General features: G+C 34.2%; 19 protein-coding genes, 1 tRNA gene and 1 riboswitch. Of the genes, 11 read left to right on the plus strand and 9 right to left on the minus strand.

Going from position 1 to position 20207, the window contains the following annotated elements:
* Positions 1-330 precede the first annotated feature (330 nt).
* The 6 genes from IPK14_13070 to IPK14_13095 all read left to right on the plus strand — a co-directional run bounded on the left by IPK14_13070 (position 331) and on the right by IPK14_13095 (position 3501).
* Complete coding sequence (locus IPK14_13070) at positions 331-1098, plus strand: hypothetical protein (protein ID MBK7994307.1); 768 nt, start codon at positions 331-333, stop codon at positions 1096-1098.
* 24 nt (positions 1099-1122) lie between these two features.
* A complete protein-coding gene (locus IPK14_13075; protein MBK7994308.1) occupies positions 1123-1446 on the plus strand; it encodes a hypothetical protein in 324 nt (107 codons plus the stop codon).
* Positions 1447-1452: 6 nt separating this feature from the next.
* On the plus strand, positions 1453-1986 hold the full coding sequence (locus IPK14_13080) for a glycoside hydrolase family 19 protein (protein MBK7994309.1): 534 nt from the start codon (positions 1453-1455) through the stop codon (positions 1984-1986).
* Complete coding sequence (locus IPK14_13085; GenBank protein MBK7994310.1) at positions 1979-2179, plus strand: hypothetical protein; 201 nt, start codon at positions 1979-1981, stop codon at positions 2177-2179. The genes IPK14_13080 and IPK14_13085 overlap by 8 nt, the downstream gene beginning before the upstream one ends.
* A 4-nt stretch (positions 2180-2183) precedes the next feature.
* Complete coding sequence (locus tag IPK14_13090; protein MBK7994311.1) at positions 2184-2987, plus strand: hypothetical protein; 804 nt, start codon at positions 2184-2186, stop codon at positions 2985-2987.
* Positions 2988-3066: 79 nt separating this feature from the next.
* Positions 3067-3501: a hypothetical protein gene (locus IPK14_13095; GenBank protein ID MBK7994312.1), complete on the plus strand. Its 435-nt coding sequence runs from the start codon at positions 3067-3069 to the stop codon at positions 3499-3501.
* Between the two features lie 33 nt (positions 3502-3534).
* On the opposite strand, the gene IPK14_13100 is transcribed toward IPK14_13095, so the two are convergent.
* The 3 genes from IPK14_13100 to IPK14_13110 all read right to left on the minus strand — a co-directional run bounded on the left by IPK14_13100 (position 3535) and on the right by IPK14_13110 (position 4857).
* Complete coding sequence (locus tag IPK14_13100; GenBank protein ID MBK7994313.1) at positions 3535-3927, minus strand: hypothetical protein; 393 nt, start codon at positions 3925-3927, stop codon at positions 3535-3537.
* Between the two features lie 212 nt (positions 3928-4139).
* Positions 4140-4212, minus strand: a tRNA-Thr gene (locus IPK14_13105).
* A gap of 108 nt (positions 4213-4320) precedes the next feature.
* The gene (locus IPK14_13110; protein MBK7994314.1) at positions 4321-4857 is read right to left on the minus strand and encodes an NUDIX hydrolase; all 537 of its coding nucleotides are present in this window, start codon (positions 4855-4857) and stop codon (positions 4321-4323) included.
* Positions 4858-5044: 187 nt separating this feature from the next.
* Here IPK14_13110 and IPK14_13115 point away from each other — a divergent pair, with 187 nt between their 5' ends.
* Both IPK14_13115 and IPK14_13120 read left to right on the plus strand, forming a co-directional pair.
* A complete protein-coding gene (locus IPK14_13115; GenBank protein ID MBK7994315.1) occupies positions 5045-7615 on the plus strand; it encodes a response regulator in 2571 nt (856 codons plus the stop codon).
* Between the two features lie 27 nt (positions 7616-7642).
* Complete coding sequence (locus IPK14_13120) at positions 7643-8008, plus strand: response regulator (protein ID MBK7994316.1); 366 nt, start codon at positions 7643-7645, stop codon at positions 8006-8008.
* Positions 8009-8030: 22 nt separating this feature from the next.
* Here IPK14_13120 and IPK14_13125 read toward each other — a convergent pair whose 3' ends face one another.
* Positions 8031-9680 (minus strand): hypothetical protein, encoded by a 1650-nt coding sequence (locus IPK14_13125; GenBank protein MBK7994317.1) that lies wholly within the window; start codon positions 9678-9680, stop codon positions 8031-8033.
* Positions 9681-9688: 8 nt separating this feature from the next.
* Positions 9689-11263, minus strand: coding sequence for a hydantoinase B/oxoprolinase family protein (locus IPK14_13130; protein MBK7994318.1), 1575 nt, complete (start codon positions 11261-11263; stop codon positions 9689-9691).
* Between the two features lie 214 nt (positions 11264-11477).
* A riboswitch (cyclic di-GMP riboswitch) is annotated at positions 11478-11570 on the plus strand.
* Between the two features lie 135 nt (positions 11571-11705).
* On the opposite strand from IPK14_13130, the gene IPK14_13135 reads away from it, so the two are divergent.
* Positions 11706-12659, plus strand: a complete 954-nt coding sequence (locus IPK14_13135) for a hypothetical protein (GenBank protein MBK7994319.1) — start codon at positions 11706-11708, stop codon at positions 12657-12659.
* Positions 12660-12784: 125 nt separating this feature from the next.
* Here the strand turns inward: IPK14_13135 and IPK14_13140 are convergent, their stop codons facing one another.
* From IPK14_13140 to IPK14_13150, 3 genes are read right to left on the minus strand one after another with little or no spacing between them, the layout of a single operon-like run.
* A complete protein-coding gene (locus IPK14_13140) occupies positions 12785-13720 on the minus strand; it encodes a hypothetical protein (GenBank protein MBK7994320.1) in 936 nt (311 codons plus the stop codon).
* On the minus strand, positions 13698-14255 hold the full coding sequence (locus IPK14_13145) for a hypothetical protein (GenBank protein MBK7994321.1): 558 nt from the start codon (positions 14253-14255) through the stop codon (positions 13698-13700). The genes IPK14_13140 and IPK14_13145 overlap by 23 nt, the downstream gene beginning before the upstream one ends.
* Positions 14252-14755 carry a hypothetical protein gene (locus tag IPK14_13150; GenBank protein MBK7994322.1) on the minus strand — a complete coding sequence of 168 codons (504 nt, stop codon included), beginning with the start codon at positions 14753-14755 and terminating at the stop codon, positions 14252-14254. Before IPK14_13150 ends, IPK14_13145 begins: the two co-directional genes overlap by 4 nt.
* Positions 14756-14982: 227 nt before the next feature.
* Between IPK14_13150 and IPK14_13155 the strand changes: the two genes are divergently transcribed.
* Together IPK14_13155 and IPK14_13160 are read left to right on the plus strand one after the other, a co-directional pair.
* Positions 14983-17283: a hypothetical protein gene (locus IPK14_13155; protein MBK7994323.1), complete on the plus strand. Its 2301-nt coding sequence runs from the start codon at positions 14983-14985 to the stop codon at positions 17281-17283.
* A 125-nt stretch (positions 17284-17408) separates the two neighbouring features.
* Entirely contained in the window at positions 17409-17876 is a 468-nt protein-coding gene (locus IPK14_13160; protein ID MBK7994324.1) for a CYTH domain-containing protein, read from the plus strand.
* Positions 17877-17886: 10 nt separating this feature from the next.
* Here the strand turns inward: IPK14_13160 and IPK14_13165 are convergent, their stop codons facing one another.
* The gene (locus IPK14_13165) at positions 17887-20049 is read right to left on the minus strand and encodes a peptidylprolyl isomerase (protein MBK7994325.1); all 2163 of its coding nucleotides are present in this window, start codon (positions 20047-20049) and stop codon (positions 17887-17889) included.
* Between the last annotated feature and the right edge of the window lie 158 nt (positions 20050-20207).

A 20207-nucleotide genomic window follows, 5' to 3' on the forward strand; every position in this document is an offset into this window, starting at 1 on the left:
TCACAATAGTTATATCTGTTGATTCAACTTTAACCCCTGACTCAGTAAAGGGTTATCCTCCTAACACGTCTCCAACTGCACAATTTTCCAATAGCCTCTGTAAGTCTCAACTTGGCTTGTACTGAATAAAAAATGACTGTAATAACTTTGGCTTCTCATTACAAATAGGACTGATTAACCACAAAAAGCTTTTCAGTCCCTAAAATCTCTCATACCAGTAACGGTAAACAATGTTCTTTTGAGGTAAAGCTAAACCCTGGTGAAACTCCTCCAAAGTTTAGGCAGTTGGTTTCTGTTGTATTTACCCACAAAACTGGAGATAGAGAAAAATTGTTTGGTGGTGAAGTTGGTAATGTTACCCCATTAATTCAGTTTTTCCCCTATAGAGTTTACCAAGTTACTTGTAAAGATTTTGAGAGCATTTTTCTAAATGTACAACCATTTGATTATGAACAGCTATCCCCACAACCTATAGGAATTCATTTAGCAGAAATACTCAGGCTAGGTGCTTGCACTAACCCGCAAGATGGTAGGGAATGGATAAGAGATAGGCTTGGTTCAGTAATTAACCAACCTAATGGACTGCCTCCTTGGATAAAAAACTCTGAGACAGATGACGATAGACAACCATTTAGTGTTCAAAATAGTTTTCTGCGTGAAGCAGTAGCAAAGCTTTGTAAACAATTTGGTTTTAGTTACTCAATTGATTTTGGAGAGTGGTTTGATGTTAGTAACCTAGGCAACAACCCATTAGCACGTTTAGTATTAACTAGAAACGATTATTCTCTAAATAGAGAAAAATTGCTTATTGATTTGTCACCAAACGCTGATAAATGCCTGCAAAAAAAATGGGCTAACCCTAAAGCTCAATTTCAGGCTAGAGATGTAACTAGAGTAATAGTAGCAAAAGATCCCGAAAGCCTGCTGAACGCAAACGCCCCACAATTGGACACTGTAAACAACTATTTAATTGCTGCTAATTCACCAGAACAATCTGTAGGTTTATTGAAAAAGACTGGAACTGTAAAAAGCTATTTTATTACCACTGGTGATGAAGGTGGTGGAGATGGGGACGGAGGCGATGGAGGAGGCTTTTAATCTAAACTCTCAAGGAGGACATATATGCAGCATACCAATAGGCGTTTGACTGATTATTTAAGATTAAGTTTTATTGTAATTGGCTTATCTGTGATTTTTCTATCTTTTGTTGTGACTCTTCATGCTCAATCACAAAACTTGTTAGATCAACAAGTTAAAGAGGTTATCCAACAACAAAAATCTGATCAAGACAAAATTATATCTATTGATAAACGCTTAACAGTAATAGAAACAAAACAAGACTCAATTTTATATGTCGGCTGGGGTGTGATAGGTGGCTTGGGTATGCTCCTGTTGGAACGTGCTAAAGACATTTTATTTGCTCCAAGGCGAAGAAGGGATGAATAAATAATTATGATTACTACTGAACAGTTACGTCAAATTATGCCTAGATTATCAGTTGATAAAGCAACAGAATATTTACCTTATATAAATGAAGCTATGAAAGAGGCTCAGATAAATACACCTTTAAGCCAAGCTGCTTTTCTAGCTCAAATTGCCCATGAGAGCGGAGAGTTAAAATACTTCAAAGAACTAGCTAGCGGTGCTGCTTATGAAGGTCGTCGTGATTTAGGTAATACTCAACCTGGTGATGGAGTACGTTTTAAGGGTCGTGGGCCAATTCAATTAACAGGACGAGCTAATTACAGACAAGCAGGCAAGGATCTTGGATTGGATTTGGAAAATACTCCTGCACGTGCAGAAGCTCCAGACGTAGCATTTAGAATAGCTGGATGGTTTTGGACTAAAAGAAAGTTAAATGCCTTTGCTGATAAAGGTAATTTTGATGCCATAACCTATAGAATTAATGGCGGCTATAATGGGAAGGCAGATAGAGATAAATACTACCAAACAGCCCTAAAGGTTTTAGGAGGTCAAGATGGATGACATAAAAAAGAATCTACAAATACTTAACTGGAAAAAAATGATCTTGGTTGTAGGAGGCTCTTTACTGCTAGATCTAGCTGCTAGTTTAGCTGCTGAAGCTAGTCTAAAAGTTTTAATCATTCATGCTGGTATTGTATTTGGTACTACAACAGGAGCATTTCTCCTAGACGCTGCAAAGAAAATCCAAGACTAATAAAATGAACCCAAAAGTAAAAACTTTTTTAGCTCTAACATTAAGCTTCTTTTTAATAGCAGTTGGCTCACTAAGTATTAAAGCTTATTTTCTACTTGATAAGTTAAATTTAACAGTGGATAAAGTTAATAAGACCATAGATGAAAGTTCACCAAGTCTTATTTCAACTATTAATAGTAGTAAATCAACTGCCACTAAAATAGATAATTTTATTACTCCAGAAAGGCTCAAGTATCTGGATGAAGCTGCAAGAGCGCAAATAGACGGAACAAACCAAGCTACTCAAGGGGCTGCTGGTGTAACTCTTGCCACTATCACAACCTTAGAGGAGTTTGTTCAACCAGCCATAGCCGACTTTAGAAAAGAAGGGAAGGAAACCTTTGCTGAAATAAAAACAGAGGTCAAGGAACTACAAAACTTAACTCGTGAGCTAACTCATCAAGTCAACCAAAATGGCGATGAAGTTAAAGCCTTACTTGAACAAGGTAAGAGCATCGTTGTCAAATCTGAGCCTGAATTATTAGCTACACTGGCTAAGATTAAAGAAACAAGCGAACGTTTAGAGATATTAACCAATGACCCTGCTTTAGCTCAAACCTTGCGTAATATTGATAGTACAAGTTATAGTGTTTCGCTTATCAGTAAAGATTTATCAAATTTATCACACCATTTTATTGACCCAATTGTTAACCCAAAACCACCTAAAAACAAGTTCGATAAATTTCTTGTTCGCCCAACCATTAAAGTTCTTAGGGTATTAAATGGCTATGGCAATGTCTTGTTTTTCCTAGACCGAGTTATTCCTTAGTTCTTAATTCACCTTTATAAATCGATAAATCGATAAACCAATAAACCAATAATTCATACTAAATACAGGAGATAATATTATGTCTTTCTTAAATTTCTTTAAGAGAATAGGCTCTTTTTTTGCTAATTTATTTGGTAATAAAAAAGTGCAAGAAGCAGCGGGAAAGCTAGCAGGATTAGTTAAAATCGCCTTTCCTGTTGTTGAGCTAGTTGCACAAATCACTCCAACCAAGGCTGACGATTTACTAGTTGAAGCTGCTAAAAACATTGGCATCAGCATTAACGAAATTGTTTCCAGCACTAATGATTTAGTTCGTGATGGAGGCCGACAACGTTTAGCTGCTGAAGCTCTTAAACTAAAACTTTTGGAGCTAGTACAAAATGGCAAACAAGTCAAGTTAGACGATTTTACTATTAAAACCACTGCTGATGTTCTTAACCTTGATAAAACTACTCTATTAACTGCTGTTCAATCTGCTGTGTTTTTTTGGAAAACTTTTCAAAAAAGCAAATAAGCTCTCTAACATATTTTGCAGATGCACTCTTTTTTAACCTAAATTTTGAGGGTATCTATCATTGCCAGGAAACGCTCCTTGAGAATTAGGCAACATACTTATTTGTATCATCTTATCTTGTGGGGTAGGCATAGCCCAACCAGCGTTTGCATCTCCTGACCAACCTGGAATAAATGTGTTGCCTTGATTTGAGTACAAGCCAGTTTCTTGATTTAGATGAGTATGGCCTACAACACATAACCGCCAATTCACATTTGCTGTATCTGTGTGCTGTACGTAAGTATAAGCTTGTTTGGTTTGGCCTTCTTGCGCTGAAACATTAACAAAAACAGATTGAGAAAAATCTGCTGCTGCTACTAACTGTTGTGCTTTCTCATCTGTAAAACCGGCTGGGCCGCCTTGAAGACATTTGTCATTCCATCCCATTTTCTTTCTCCTTAATTATTAAAGCAAATTGGGTTGAGATATAGTTTTATTTTGTTACTCAATATGTAAAGCGGTAATTTAGGAAATAGCGCGACAGGTTAAATGTTAAAAATAGATTATTTTTTGCGGGTTGCTGTCAAGGTTGCTGTCAAACTAAAATAATACTTAGGATAGTTACTATTTAATTTATTATAAGTTGTTGAAAAGAAAGAAGCCGACTGCGGGACTTGAACCCGCGACCTGCTGATTACGAATCAGCTGCTCTACCAACTGAGCTAAGTCGGCATAAATTGCTAAGAAGAAAGCTGTTAAAATACTAAATTTGACATAAACAAGAATTATCTTTTATAGAAGCATTTTTTCAAGCCTGATTAACAGATTTTGCTAATTTTATTATTTTAAGTTCAATAAACTATAATAGTAAAATGCTGTAATTACTAAAGAATGAGTTATATAGCTGCCTTGTATTAACTTAGGAATTTCTTTTAGAGGAGTGTTTAGTATTTCTATTTCCTCAGTATTATCTAAATTAGGAGACTTAGTAAACTTTGAATTTTTAGCTAGAAAAGTATGACACTTGTTATTTTGAATTGCTGGGTTTGGGTCAGTAATTCCTATTAATTGCCAATGACTAGATTCATAACCAGTTTCTTCTAAAAGTTCTCGTTTGGCTGCTTGTTCTGGGCTTTCGCCTTCATCAATCATACCGCCAGGAATTTCTAACGTTATATTTTGTATTCCATAACGATATTGCTTAACTAAGATTACTTCTTCATTTTCTGTAAGTGCAATAATATTGACCCAATTAGTTGGTTCAATGATAAAAAAATCATGATGAGAGTTGGTTTTTTCTAAAAAGTGGTTTTCACATTTAATAGCAAAAATCCTACAATTAAAAACTTCTTTTGAGTTTAACTTTAAGTTTGGCAAATAAAACTCCTTTAGACATCTAAATTTCTTTACTTGTATCTAGTTCTAATTGTTACTATTTTTGGTTACTATATATCAACTAATCTTTGTTTGACCAAATATTTAATAATGCTAATATATCAGCATTTAAGTCCAAAAATTTAAAGCTCAATCCTCAAAAATCATTAATCCACGCGGGGATTTCTCAATGTCATCTTTAGCAAAAACGGACAAGATACAAAAATTACCTGTCCATTATAGTTTGTCTTTTAAGTTTGCTGTTACACTTACTGCACTAGTTGCAACATTATTGATTAGCTATGCTGTTGTAGTCACTTATACTAGAGTTATTACACTTGAGAATGATATTGATGGTCATGCAACAAGCTTTGCTCAACTTAGCACTAAGACCATAGGGGATGCTTATCAAAATTATTCTTCTAATGAAGCTTTTAAGTTTAGAGATTTGATTTCTAGTCAAATAAAAAAAACAATTGATGTTGAAGATATTTCATTGATTAACCCTCAAGGAATTGTTTTGTTTGACTCTAAAAATCAACAAGTGGATGGTTCTTTTAAGTCCCCTCAAGGTAGCAGTACAACTACCACAAAAGAAGTGCTAGAGCTAATTAACAAAGGGCAATTTCTTAAAAAAGAAGATAAAGACGAAAAAGGGCAAAAAATTTTAACTCTTATAGATCCTTATATTGATAGTGGAGGAAGAATCCCTTTTTTCATTCGCTATGTTGTTTCTTATAAGTCACTTCGCAAAGAGATATTTAACTCTGTTTTGCAAATGACCATTATTACTATAATTGGTATTTTGGTTTCTATTGGGGTAGCAGTTTTTATTGCTCGTCGAATTACTCAGCCAGTAGATCAGCTAATTTTAGGTACATCAGCAATTGCTCAGGGTGACTATGACGATAAATTAAGTATTCGTACTAGAGATGAACTAGAGGATCTAGCACGTAACTTTGATTATATGGCGGAGCAGTTAAAAATTAATATTACAAAACTTCAAGATTCTAAAGCTAAGTTGCAGGAAACCAACATACGGCTAGAACAATCTAATGCTCGTTTAGGAAGCACCAATAAACAACTCCAAGACTCACAAAAGCAACTTCAATATTCTAATGAACAATTAGAAAGTTCTAATAAAGAATTAGCAAATACAAATACAAAACTAGCAATAATAAATGACAAGCTAGAAACGGCTAATAATAAATTAGCTGTTGCTAACCAACAACTTGAGACAGCTAACGAAGAGTTAAAACAGTTAGATAGAATGAAATCTGAGTTTTTACAAACTCTCTCACATGAACTTCGCACTCCACTTTCAGCTATAAAAGGCTATAATGAATATTTATTAGAACAAATGGTAGGCCCAATAAATAAAGGCCAGGAAAAAGCTCTGCGTACCATCCAACGAAATATAGACCGATTGACTACTTATATAAATGCTTTACTTGATTTTTCTCGTATAGAATCAGGGACAATCCCTGTTAGTATTCAGCCCTTTAAGCTGGCTACAGTTTTAGAGCAAACCCTTTTGTCTTATAAAACACAAATGGAGAAAAAAGAAATTGAGTTAACTGTAACAGGTATTGACTCTTTACCTTTAGTTGCTGGTGATAGAGATCGTATTGCTCAGGTTTTAGATAACTTAATTGCTAATGCCGTTAAATTTACTCCTGAAACAGGGCTAATAAAAATTGAAGGACACTTGTTAGAAAAGAAAGTTTTTATTTCTGTGTCCGATAATGGAGTTGGAATTAGTCCAGCCAAGATTGATAAGATCTTTGACCGGTTCTATCAAGGTGATAGTTCTACTACTAGAAAATACGGTGGTATAGGCTTAGGTCTTGCTTTAGTAAAAAATATTATTGATGCTCATAAAACTACTATTAGAGTAGAAAGTAAAGAAAATGTTGGTTCAAAATTTACTTTTACATTAAATGTTGCGGAAAATGTTGAAGTTATAGAAGATAGTGGACTTCCATTAATAGATAATAGGAAATCTTACCTTATTCAAATTATTGATGATGAGCCTGATATTAATGACCTTTTAAAAATTTCTTTAATTAAAGAAGGTTATAATGTGATTGATGCTAATAATGGTGAAGAAGGACTTCGTATAGCACGAGAACATTTGCCAGATTTAATAATCTTAGATGTTAAGTTACCAGACATTAACGGGTTTGAAGTACTAGCTTGTCTTAAACAAGATGAACACACAAAAAAAATTCCTGTGATAATAATGTCAGTGCTTACAGATGCTAAGGAAAGCATTCAAATGGGAGCAGTTGATCACATTATCAAACCTGTAGACTTAAATTACTTAAAAACTAAGATTAATCGTAGTTTACTAATGAAAAATCCAGCAGCTAATATTCGTCCTACTGTAATGATAGTTGATGATGAGCCAGATATGAGAAAGATGATATGTGATCGTTTAACAGTAGAAGGTTTTAATACCTGGGCAGCATCTGATGGAACTACAGCTTTTGCTATGTTAAAACGTGAACCAATTAGGCCAAATTTAATTTTGCTAGATATAATGATGCCAGACCAATCAGGATGGGATATAATGGCAACTCTTAAATCAGATCCTTTAACAGCACCTATTCCTATTATTTTAGTTTCTGCTAAAGGTGAAGAAGAAGACATTCGCCGAGGTTATGAACTTGGTGCGCATGACTATATTGTTAAACCATTTGAGATGAAAGATTTATTAACAGAAGTAAAAAGTATTATTGGTCAGCAAGTAAATATATAAATTTAAGATTAACGGGTGAATAATTTTATGAGCAAAACGATCTTGGTCGTAGACGATGAACAAGATCTACTAGATCTAATGGAAATTATTCTTGGTGGGGAAGGCTTTGATATTATTACTGCTAGCAATGGTCAAGAAGCTATTAATAAATTAAAAGAAACCATACCAGATTTAGTTTTATTAGATGTAATGATGCCAATTATGGACGGATGGCAAACATTAAAAAATATTAAAACTACTAAAGAAACTTCACATCTTCCTGTAGTAATGGTGACAGCCAAAATTGGAGATGATGATAGAATGCGTGGTTTAAGAGAAGGAGCTACAGATTATATTGGCAAACCTTTTGCTCCTAGGGAAGTAGTTAATAGAATAAAAACTATCTTAAAGTAAATTACCAAAATAATAGTCAATTCTATTGGCTATTATTTTTATTGGTATTTTCCAAAGTCATTTCATCATTAAATTCCAAAACTCTTAATGAACTTTCAAATGCACTAAACTTAAAATGTTTTATTTTTCTAGATTGACGACGATATTTATCAAAAGATTCATAAGGCACTCCTCGCGCCCCTATAAATACGCTCCAAGTGTATTCGGTTTCATCTAGTAACCCTAAAAAGTAAACCTTTCCACCTCGCTGTTTTGTTTCTTCAATTAATTTTTCCACTTCTGCCAAAACTGCTACTCCTCTTTGTTCTGCTGCACTAGGAAAACTATAAATGTGATAACTCCATAAAGCTCCATAAAGTAAAGAAACATGATCCCAATCAGCAATTACTAAATCAGGAGGGGATTTAACAATTTTTGATACTTCTTCAGCACCGCTTAGAGCTATATTTTTTTGATAATGACTTGGGATAAGCCAGAATAAATTAGAAGAAATTTCTAGAGCTATAAAAAGTAAAACAGCAGGTAAAAATAAATTAAAGCGTGTCAAAGTGCTAGCTTGTTTAACCAATACTCCAAGTAACAATACTAAGCAAAAATTAGGTTGCAGCCATAATTTATCATAACCAGGAAACCAATAAGCAGCCGCTACAAGAGGAAGTATTATTCCAGCTAAAGCAGCTTGGATAGCTATTTTTTCTGTTTTAGGGATTTGTTTGCGAATTTGCCAAATAAAAAATGCTAGTAAAATACCTAAGATAAAAAGTAAGCTATAAACTAAATAAGCCCAATATACCCAATTATCTGCAAATGTTTCTATAAACCAACCAATAATACCAGCAAAATCACCGGGCCAAATAGGTAATATACTGCGAACAAACTGAACAGGTAAGGAGGCTACTTTACTTAAAGCCCAACTTCCATAAACATTATCACCTGTAACAGCAAAAAACCTTGCAATCATTGAGCTAATATCTTTTGTGCCTGTTGTGTAATAGGCATAACCATAGATTGTTGCTACACCAAAAATGCTACCAGAAAATAAATAGCCTAACCGATAAATTAATTTCTTAAAATTTTCTCTAGGCCATTGCAAACAAAGAAGAACTGTCATTGGTGAAAGAAGCACCATTGATTGATAAGTTGCCATTGTTAATGCAAATAAAAAGCCTACTAAAAAAATTAATTTTGTATAGTCTTTTTTTAGTGCAATTACTAGAATTTTTATTGCTAAAACACTCCAAAACAAGCCTACCATTGGTTCAGATGCGTTAGTAGCGTGCATTAAAAAAGCACGAGAAAAACCATAACAAATTGTTATAGCTAAGCTATATTTTGTAGACTGAGTTACAAACTTTGTTAATAAATAAAATATAGCTAAAATACCAACAGCAGCTAAAGCATTCATCCATGTAGTTAAATGGATATAATCTAATTTATTAATAGCTTTAATACCAAAAAAGGCTAAAAATTTATGCCATAAAAATACATTAACAGGAAAAAGCAAATGATTATTGCCATGAAAGAAAATTTCGTTACGATGGCTAACCGCTAGACAACGAGTTGTCCCATCAACAGCCATATAATCACGAGAATAAAGAGCCAAAAATACTAGTAAAAACCCTAGTGCTAGCAAGATAGCTTGTATATAAGTATTTTCAAACCAACGCTTCATAAATTATTTTATTTTTTACCATAACCACCACCACCAGGAGTTTCTATAACTATTTTATCTCCTGCTTTGAGTGATAAAGATTGTTTACTTTTTAAGATTACTTTTCTTTGATGACTAATAACATAAGCAGAGCCTGGTTTTGCTGCTTGGCCGTCAGCCAAACCATAAGGAGGAAAACGCCGGCGATCAGAAAGCAACGTTACTTGGGCAGGATTAAGCAGTTCTATTTCCCTAACAATTCCATTGCCGCCAGTAAATTTTCCTTGTCCACCTGACATTGGGCGTAATTTATAACTATTTACTTGTAGCGGATAAACATATTCTAAAGCTTCTACAGGAGTATTAAGCGAGTTAGTCATATGAGTATGAACCCCGCTTAAACCATCACTGTTTGGACGCGCTCCCATCCCTCCAGCTATTGTTTCATAATAAGCAAATTCTTGTTTGGTAAAAGCATTTATTCCTCCAATAGTTAAATTATTCATTGTCCCTTGGCTAGCTGCTGGAATTTCATTAGGTAATGCTTGAGATAAGGCTTTTGGCAAAACATCAACAATCCTTTGAGATGTTTCTACATTGCCAGCAGCAACTGCTGCTGGAGATAAGGCATTAACAATAGTTGCTTGAGCAGCTATAACCTTGATTGGCTCTAAAATACCAGCATTAGCAGGAACATTTTCTGACAGTAAGCAACGAAAAACATAAAATACTGCTGAAACCGTGATGGCTAAAACAGCGTTTACAGGGCCATTACATTGATTGTCTGTGCCTGTAAAATCAACTATAGCTTGAGAGTCTTTAATAGTTATTTTTACAACTATTTTTATTGGTTGATCACTGCTGCCATCGTCGTCTAAATAATCCTCAGCATAATATTCACCCTCAGGTATTTCTTTTAATCGGTTTTTCATCATTTGAGCCGTATACATAACCAAATATTGAGCATACTTTTGAGAAATTTCTTTTCCATAACGCATAACTATTTCCAAAAGTCGGCGTTGCCCTGTACGAATTGCTGCTATTTGTGCTGTTAGATCTCCTTCTCTTTCTTCTGCTAGCCGTACATTGCTTAAAAATAATTGTTTTATGTCTGATACTATTTGCCCTTGGTTAACTAGCTTTATTGGTGGAATTCGTAAGCCTTCTTGATAGATTTCTGTAGCTGTTCCCATTGACCAAGGTGTTGCTCCGCCAATATCAGCATGATGAGCGCGATTAGCTAGATAAAAGATAGCTTTTTTACTCTCAATATAAACAGGAGCAACCATAGTTAGATCTGGCAAATGAGTCCCACCAGCAAAGGGGTCATTTAAGATTACAATATCACCCTCTAACATTTTTTGTGCTGAAATAGCTGCTTTAACGGACATAGGCATTGAGCCTAAATGCACAGGCATATGTTCACCTTGTGCGATCAACTCCCCATTAGAGTCAAAAACAGCACAAGAATAGTCTCGACGTTCTTTAATATTTGAGGAAAATGCTGTACGTCTTAGAACTAATCCCATTTCTTCAGCTACTGATCGATAAAGAGCCTTAAAAATCTCTAATTTTATTGGGTCAATGATGTTTTTTGATGTCATAAATTTACCAGTTTTAATTAATTAGCGACTAATGATAGTTATTTTTAAGTGTTAAACATATTAGAAAAGCTAATTACTTATTATCACAGGAAAAATATTTAAAATTAGCAAAAAAAAACTTGCTTTTTATTAGTTAGCTCTTTACAATGCCAATAGTTCAAGCACAAATTAATTGAAACATTATAAATTTTATTTGACTACATAAAAGGTAGTCCACCGATAATAGCTACCCGTAGTGAAAGCACGGGGCGCAAAGTTCTCAACCTAAGTTTGGAATTGTTTTAAATATGGTTGGAGAAATGCCGAAGTGGAAGCCCAAACAGCAACTAGCTCTCTACCTCCTGCACCTTCTCTTACTAGAGGCCAATCCACCGATAAATAATTTTTGTTATCAACCAATTTACTTAGTTTTATTCTAGTTGGTTTGATTTGGGGAGGTCTTATGCAAAAAAGAAATTTAACATTCCATTTTATTAGTTTATTTTTAATCATATCTTTTTTCTGTATTTCTAATACTTTAGCCCAAAATAATACAAATAATAAAGATTGTAAAAATCAAATAACTACAGCCATTGATCCAAATTTACCTGTTGCTGTAACAGGGGATGAATATAAAGAATATCAAGAAATTACCTCACAAACTTGTTCTCAAACAATGATTGAACAAGGTTTAGCCTTCATCGAAAAAAATTCTAAAAGCCAACTTTGTTTTCCTCTTTACCAAAATTTAGTTACTGCTGCTATTCGCTTAAATAACCCTGATCAAGCTTTTTTGATTGGAAGAAAAGCTTTAGTCGATTATCCTGAACATATGCTTGTGCTAACACAATTAGGAACAATTGCTAGTAATCAAATGCTAATAGGTAACAGTAAGTATTTTGGTGAAGGTCAATGTTATGCTTATCAAGCACTTGCTCTACTTGAAGCAAATAAAATGCCTTCTGGCTATTTAGATAATGATTGGAATCCTTACAAAAAGAACTTATTAGCAGATATTTATCAATCACTAGGTGTTTTTTCTTTAATGAATGGTTGTTCATTAGATGCTGCTAGAGCTTTAACCACATCTATAGAACTTAGTCCAAATCAACCTTATACCTACTTTTTACTAGCTAAATCTCAAGTACAAGTTTATCGAAGTGGTATAAAAACTCCGGTCAACAGTTTTCTTTCTACTACCAAATTTACCTCTCTTAATGAACAAATAGTTGATACTTATGCTCGTGTTTCCCTTATGACAGAAGGCGAACAACATCAAGCTCTACGTAAAGCAATAGATTATGATATTGAAATGTTGAGCCAGGCTTTTCCAAACCTAAAGAGCTATTTAGCCCAATCAATAGAAACTGCTCGCAATGAAGCAAACGCTGCTTTAGCTACTCCTGCTGCTCAATAATGGTATGCCCCCCGCGCGTCTCGCACCTATTTTGAGGGAAGACAAGCGAGGCTCGCTTTTTAAGGATGCGCATTTACCTCACAAATGCGCTTTCTTACCCCTAACATAATGTTATTTTTTGCATATCATTTACTTGAAGTTATTGCATCTCTAATATGTGCTAAAGGTGCATCATCATTAAAGGTTATCTCTCCATTATAATTTTCTACTCCAAGTCGTTTCCATAAATCTTGTAAATCAACTTTTACTGGAGTAGCTTTCATTTTATTGTATAAAGGCACTAAAACAGATACCCCAATAGCTTTATCACCTTCGGTTAAAGTAGTAATTACATCCCAATCATTATTTATTGTTCCACCAGATGAAACAATTCCACGAAACGCATGTTCTAGGCCATAACGGTTTTTAGTTTTTTGACGAATTTCTACATCAGCCAATAAACAAAAAAGTGCGCCACCCCAATAAGTGCGTCCCCAAGTTGGAGTATTATCAAGACCTTTATCACCATATTCAGGCAATCCTTGATACATATTTTCTACCATTTCTTTCCAAAACTCTTCTCTACTATGTTCCCCTGTTCTAACTCTTGCAACAGGTTCAATATAGGTTGCCGTTCCTTCTTCTAACCAAGCATGTTTAGTTCGAGGAACAGAAGGGAAACCTATATGTGCTAGCTCATGAGTGATTATCCAATCTGTATCAAAATCTGATTGTCTAGTATTTGTCCCAACAGCAATATTTACTGATGCTCCAGCATTACCTATAGCTGAGCCTCCTCCAATACCTCTTCCTCTATGAACTCTAGCTATTACTAATGCACGATTTACAGGAAATCCATCATAGTAAGTTGCTATTGATTGACCTGCTTTTTTTACCCAACTAATGACCTGCTCATCATCAATAGAATTACTACCAGGTGCAATTGCTAGATCAATTTTTCCACCAGCTAGCTTAATTGTATGAAGGCGCATTTTTCCAAATGCAGAATAAGTAAGTTGATGAATTTCTGATGAAGGGACTTGATAAGTATCTTTGTTTTCAGTAGGGAAGGCTCCAGACACAAAACTTATACCCGCAGGAGTTTTTTACATGAAAAGTGGCTTGATAATTAAAATTTTTATAAGCTGGATGTATTAACCAAGTTGATGGAGGAGCATAAATTATTTCATTACCCAATTTGGCAATTTCTAAATCATTGTTGGCTTTAGCTGATTCGGCTAATAAATATCGATAACGAATACGACACCCACGATTTGTAGCTGATTTAGGCAAAAACCAAAAGCCTCCTTTTTGTACTATTGACTGCCAAGTATCATTATTTAAGGCAATTTCAAGGTTTTTTAAGTAATCTTCTGCGTTTGGAAAAACACGTAGTTTTTCTGAAATTCCAGGAGGTAACATAGCTTCAACTAATAATTCTTTTCCTTCTGCAATGGCTGTTACTTCATAATGCCAACGGTTTCCACTTATAGGCAAAGCTACTGTATTAATAGAGTTAGGTTTTTTAGTAGGATTTGAGTTTCTAGAATGTGTGGTAGGTTCAAATAAGCAAACAGAACCTAATAATAATGTTGTAATAATTATTCTTTTTATCATTTTTTTTGCCTTAATTCTAAAGAAATTATGCTAGTTACAACTATTGTAGTAATAGCAAGTAAACAACCAAATACTGCTCCAACAAACTTTCCAAATTCCAAATCAAAAACCGGCCAGATTGTTATGCCAACAAAAATTCCTAAAATACTAGCTATTATTAACTTAGCTTTTAACCATTTACTAAATTTAGCCTGCAACCTGTGGCTTTTTAGCACCTGTAAAAGTTGCCAGTTAAAAAAACTAATTGCTATCCAACATAGCGCAGAAAGTGGGGCTTGAGAATTTGCTGTATAAATAATTGTTGCTAGTCCCAAGAGAATGTCTACTAATACAATTAAAAAAATTATTAGTTCTAAAAAAGTGAAAATAATTTCTTTACTCAGATGCCAAAAATATTCAATTAGCTGGTTATAAAAAATATGATTAGCAGGCATTGCCAAAGAAGACTTCCAATAAATAATTATTATTGATAAAAAATTTTTTGTCTGCTTTTTTTCCATAACCAAAAATCTATCTATATTTTTAATCAACAAAAATTTACTACAGAGCAAAAATTAATGCTACCTGATAGTTAACTAAATTGTTTAGAGAGTTAATAAAATTAATCACACTAACGTTTATTTGGTAGTAATAAAATCTTAGTTCTGGAAAACTTTGAGCTAAAATTTTAATCTTTATCGCTATATCATATAATACACTTAATAAAAAACATTATTTTGGAGGCACTATGCAAAAGCCTTATTACAAGGTAATAATACTTCTTATAGTATTACTAGTTGTTTTTAGTAATTCTAGTAATAGAGTAAATCTACTAGCTCAAAATAGTCCTGTGAAATTAGATAAAAAAGCTGAAAAAGCCATAAATTTAGATTTTGAAGAAGGTGAAATCGGCCAACTTCCCACAGGCTGGGTTTCTCCTACAAAAGCGTTTGGCTATGATGCCAAATTAGTTGTAGATACAGTTAAACATGGGAAACAATCTGTAGTCTTATTTACTGACCAAACTACTAATCCAAATGGGTTTGGTAATGTAATGCAGGCTGTAGATGCAACAGCATTTCGTGGTAAAAGAATAAAATTTCGTGCTGCTGTTAAATCTGATATTGGTTCAAAAGCTCAATTATGGCTAAGAGTAGATCGAGTTAATCAACAAGCGGGTTTTTTTGATAATATGCAAGATCGCCCAATAATTTCATCCATTTGGGGCTACTACGACATTATTGCGGATATTGATGAAGATGCTGAAACAATTAATTTTGGCATGATATTAACTAGTAAGGGAAAAGCCTGGCTTGATAATGCTTCTATTGAGGAAATTGGCACTCTAACTTACTTAAAAGAACCTGCTAAACCATTAACCGAACAAGCCTTAGCTAATGTTTCTAGTTTTACTAAACTTTTTGGTTATGTCCGACATTTTCATCCTAGCGATGAAGCCGCCAACACAAATTGGGAGGCTTTAGCTGTTAAAGGGATAAAAATAATAGAAGATGCTAAAAACAATGCTGAATTAATGGAAAAGTTAACAACTCTTTTTCAACCTATAGCCCCAACTATAAGAATTTTTCCTAGCGGACAACAACCATCTTTACCAATAGAACTAACTAAAACAAATACTAGCAAAATTACTTATTGGAAACACCAAGGTTTTGGTGCTGAAACAAAATCAAGTAATTCTGCTTATAAAAGTGAAAGAGTCCAACAAGCCTTATCCGACAAAACACCTAATCCAAACAAACCTTTTATTGGCGATTTAGGCCAAGGAATATCTTGTCTTATACCTGTTGCTCTTTATCTTGATGGGGAAAAGACTATTCCTCATACAGAAAATAAACAAACTATAAAAGAAGAGCTAATAAAATATTCTGGTAATGATCGCTCAACACGTTTAGCCAATGTAATACTTATTTGGAATATAGCACAACATTTTTATCCTTACTTTGATGTAGTAAAAGTAAACTGGGAAGAAAGCTTAAAGAAAGCTCTAAAATCTGCTGCTGAAGATAAAACCGCTAAAGAATTTACCAAAACCCTAAAACTAATGATTGCAGATCTTCAAGATGGACATGGAAATGTTACACATCCAGAAGAACAAGCTTACTATAGTGTACCTATTGTTTTAGATTGGATAGATGGAAAATTAGTAATAACCAAAGTGGAACCAAGCTTAGCTGATAAAAATTTAGCTCCTAGTGATGTCATAGTAAAAATAGATGGTAGATCAAGTGCTGAAGTTTTAGCAGAAAAAGAGGCTTTAATATCAAGTGCTACACCTCAATGGAAACGTTTTAGAGCCGTAAGTAGTTTGTTAACAGGCTTAAAAGACACTGAAAGCACATTAGAAATAGAAACTCGTAGCGGTGAGAAAAAAGCAGTTACACTAAAAAGAACAATGTTTTTTTATGAGTTACAGGAACAAAAACCAGAAAAAGTTGCTGAAATAAAGCCAGGTATTTTTTATCTTGATTTAGACCGTATTTCAGATGGTGATTTTATGGCAACATTACCTAAGTTAGAAAAGGCTAAAGGAATTGTTTTTGACCTACGTGGTTATCCTAGACAAATTTCTCCAATAGTTCTAAGTTATTTAACAGATAAGCCTATTCAATCAGCACGTTGGAATATTCCTATGGTTTCAACACCTGATCATAAAGACATGTTAAATTTCAACACTGATGGACGTTGGATGTTAGAGCCTAAAAAGCCAAAACTTGCTGCTAAAATAGCTTTTCTTACTGATGGACGAGCAATTAGTTATGCTGAGAGTTACTTAGGCATTGTAGAAGCTTATAAATTAGCAGAAATTGTTGGCGCACCAACTGCTGGAACAAATGGAAATATTAATATTATTAAGCTTTTAGGTGATTACCAAGTAATTTGGACTGGTATGAAAGTCCTTAAACATGATGGTTCTCAACATCATGGCGTAGGTATTCAGCCCACTATTGCTGTTTCACGCACTATTGAAGGTGTTGCCCAGAAAAAAGATGAAGTCCTAGAAAAAGCAATTGAAGTTCTAAGCAAATAAAATCTAGTAAATTTTATTATCAAACGAAAGATAGCAAATAGATTAACCTTTTGCTGTCTTTTTGCTATTATGAGCCTTCTTAATTGCTCTTAATTTCTAGTTTTTATTACTTAGGAGTAAATAAAATGGCACAAGAAATAGAAAGAAAATTTTTAGTAGTAAACCATGATTGGCGTAATTTGGCTCAAGGGACATTATATAGACAAGGTTATTTATGTACTACCGCTGAAAGGACTGTGCGAGTCCGTGTTGTAGGAGAGTTGGCTTATTTAACTGTTAAAGGTATCACTCAAGGAGTAAGTAGAACGGAATTTGAATATGAAACGCCCCTAACAGATGCAAATCAAATGCTAGATTTTCTATGTGAAAAACCAATAATTGAAAAGTTTAGGTATAAAATTAGTTTTTCTAATCTTATTTGGGAAGTAGATGAATATCTAGGAGAAAATCATGGGTTAATTGTTGCAGAAGTTGAACTAACGCATGAAAACCAAGAACTAATTTTACCTAGTTGGATAGGTAAAGAAGTTTCTGATGATATTAGATATTATAATGCTAATTTGGTTGCTAATCCTTTTAGCCGTTGGCGATAAACTATTGAATTTATTGAGGTAGTTCTATAGTAATTTTCTCAATTAAGTCGCCTCTCACAATTTTATCAACTACTTCCATTCCTGAAATCACTTGACCAAAAACCGTATAACCTCCGTCTAAATGTGGTTGTGGCGAGTGGCAGATAAAAAATTGGCTTCCACCAGTATCTTTACCAGAAAGTGCCATTCCAACACTTCCTCTAAGGTAAGAACGCATATTAATTTCACAACGGATTTGATGACCCGGCCCGCCATTGCCATCACCGCGAGGATCTCCGCCCTGGACAACAAAATTAGGCACAACTCTATGAAATAAAATGTTGTTAAAGTAACCTTTTTGGGCTAAAGCAATAAAATTTGCTACTGTTAAAGGTGCGTCAGCAGCAAAAAGCTCAAATCTAATTTTTCCTTTTGAAGTTGTTATTTCTGCAACAGGAACTTTCTCTATTCCAGCTTGCTTAGTAAGTTCTTCGTAGAATCTGCGATTACGATCCAGTTTTAGAGTCCCAATTTTATCTTCATAATTTCCAGCATTAATCATTTTAAGTAAATCTACAGCTTGACGACGCACTAAGTGATCAGGATCTTTTAATGCACTTAGTAAAATGCTATTTGCTTTTGTGCTAAATTTTGCTAAAGCCATTAAAATAGCTAATTTAGCATCATTCATATTATCATTACTAGATTTTTCAAAAGCCGTAACCAATGCCTTAAAATCTTCCTCTAAGTTACTGTCCATTAGTAACTCTGCTGCTGTTGCCCGTACAATTATATCTTCTGCCTTTAATTGTTCTCTCAAGATGTTGTTTATATTGGAGAATTTAGCCTTTTGCATAGCACGTAATATTTCTGGTACTGCTCGCACATCTAAGTTTTTTTCTGCAAATAGCTCATCAAGTGCTTTAATAGCTCTTTCATTAGCTATAATGCCTAGTCCAGTAGCAAAGTTAGCTGCTTCCTGCCAAAAATCTTTTTTTAGTTTATTAATTGGGTCATAGTCAAAAAATGCTTCTGCTCCAAATTGCGCTATAGCAGTTTCAGTTTCTACATTACCTCCAATTATACCGCTAGGCAAAATACGTAAATCTTTAAGAAGTGGTAAAGCTTCCTTGTCTTTTAGCTGTCCAAGTGTTGTAGCTATTAAGTAAAGCTGATTAAGTTCTGAGTTAAGAGGATTTTTAGCTTCACGATAATTTTTAAGAAGTTCTTGACCTAATTTAATCAATGGTTTAACACTTTTTTTATCATTTATTGAGCCTAAAGCGCGGATGACGCTTGCTTGCACTTGTATATCATTATCATTAAGTAAAATTATTAGCGACTCAACTGCATCTGCTGATTTAGTTGCTCCTAGGGCGTTTGCTGCTGTAGCTCTTACCAAAGCATTTTGGTCTTTAAGTGCTGTTAAAGCTAAATCTATTACAGTTTTGGTTGCTTTGCCAGGGTTTGCCCGTAAAATTCGCGCTAAACTATTAGCTGCTGTAAACCTAATATTTGCATTAGGTGAAGCTAATTGTTCTGCAATTGGTTCAATAGAATTAGGTGAATGTATACGCATAAGTGCAGTTAAAGTAAGTGCTACTAGGTGTTCATGCCCTATTTTTAAGTCTGCTGCTGGTTTAGGCAAAATATTATTTAATACATTAACTATTCTTTCATTAGTTTCTTCACCTAAGAGAGCTACATTTTCAGGCATACTAGCTATTTTTCCAAGTGCTTCTGCTGCTCTAGCTCTAACTTCTAACTGCTCACCTTTGCTTAAAACTGTTGCAATTAATACTCTTACACCTCTAACATCTTCTATTTCTCCAAGTGCAAAAGCAGCATATTCACGTACTTTTGCATTACCATCATCAAGTAAAACTTGACCAACTGGGCCAACCGTACTTCGATCACCAATTCTACCTAAGGTTAAAACAGCTTGTTTTCTTACACCTGCATGAGAATTGGTTAAATATTGTAGAAAGTCGCTACTAATACCTCTCTCATCTTCCATTTGTCTTAGCCTAGTGTAGATTACTTGTGCTGAACGATCTCTTTGTAATGTTGGAAACCTCGTGCTTTTACCTATATCTTTTTGGTCAATTGCTTGAGCAGTAACCATTATTGGTAATGTTGCTATTGAAAATCCTGTTAGTAAAATAGCTGACAGCATAAATTTTTGTTTAATCATTCTTTGCCCTCATAATAACCAAATTAGTCAAATAGTTATGATTGTTTACTTGCACAAGGTGACAGTGTTAACAAAGTTTAGTACGATACTAGACCTTAGATCTAGTCTTTATCAACCTATATTGTGTTGTGAAGTAAGTAGACTATTAATAATAGCTC

The sequence above is a fragment of the Blastocatellia bacterium genome (assembly GCA_016713405.1).
Classification (GTDB): domain Bacteria; phylum Acidobacteriota; class Blastocatellia; order Chloracidobacteriales; family JADJPF01; genus JADJPF01.

Bases quoted from the DNA above. Each gene is read 5' to 3' on its own strand.
- IPK14_13100 (MBK7994313.1), bottom strand. From the start codon at position 3,927: ATGGGATGGAATGACAAATGTCTTCAAGGCGGCCCAGCCGGTTTTACA.
- IPK14_13120 (MBK7994316.1), top strand. From the start codon at position 7,643: ATGAGCAAAACGATCTTGGTCGTAGACGATGAACAAGATCTACTAGAT.
- IPK14_13080 (MBK7994309.1), top strand. From the start codon at position 1,453: ATGATTACTACTGAACAGTTACGTCAAATTATGCCTAGATTATCAGTT.
- IPK14_13145 (MBK7994321.1), bottom strand. From the start codon at position 14,255: ATGATAAAAAGAATAATTATTACAACATTATTATTAGGTTCTGTTTGC.
- IPK14_13085 (MBK7994310.1), top strand. From the start codon at position 1,979: ATGGATGACATAAAAAAGAATCTACAAATACTTAACTGGAAAAAAATG.
- IPK14_13155 (MBK7994323.1), top strand. From the start codon at position 14,983: ATGCAAAAGCCTTATTACAAGGTAATAATACTTCTTATAGTATTACTA.
- IPK14_13095 (MBK7994312.1), top strand. From the start codon at position 3,067: ATGTCTTTCTTAAATTTCTTTAAGAGAATAGGCTCTTTTTTTGCTAAT.
- IPK14_13135 (MBK7994319.1), top strand. From the start codon at position 11,706: ATGCAAAAAAGAAATTTAACATTCCATTTTATTAGTTTATTTTTAATC.
- IPK14_13115 (MBK7994315.1), top strand. From the start codon at position 5,045: ATGTCATCTTTAGCAAAAACGGACAAGATACAAAAATTACCTGTCCAT.
- IPK14_13090 (MBK7994311.1), top strand. From the start codon at position 2,184: ATGAACCCAAAAGTAAAAACTTTTTTAGCTCTAACATTAAGCTTCTTT.
- IPK14_13150 (MBK7994322.1), bottom strand. From the start codon at position 14,755: ATGGAAAAAAAGCAGACAAAAAATTTTTTATCAATAATAATTATTTAT.
- IPK14_13160 (MBK7994324.1), top strand. From the start codon at position 17,409: ATGGCACAAGAAATAGAAAGAAAATTTTTAGTAGTAAACCATGATTGG.
- IPK14_13165 (MBK7994325.1), bottom strand. From the start codon at position 20,049: ATGATTAAACAAAAATTTATGCTGTCAGCTATTTTACTAACAGGATTT.
- IPK14_13075 (MBK7994308.1), top strand. From the start codon at position 1,123: ATGCAGCATACCAATAGGCGTTTGACTGATTATTTAAGATTAAGTTTT.
- IPK14_13125 (MBK7994317.1), bottom strand. From the start codon at position 9,680: ATGAAGCGTTGGTTTGAAAATACTTATATACAAGCTATCTTGCTAGCA.
- IPK14_13130 (MBK7994318.1), bottom strand. From the start codon at position 11,263: ATGACATCAAAAAACATCATTGACCCAATAAAATTAGAGATTTTTAAG.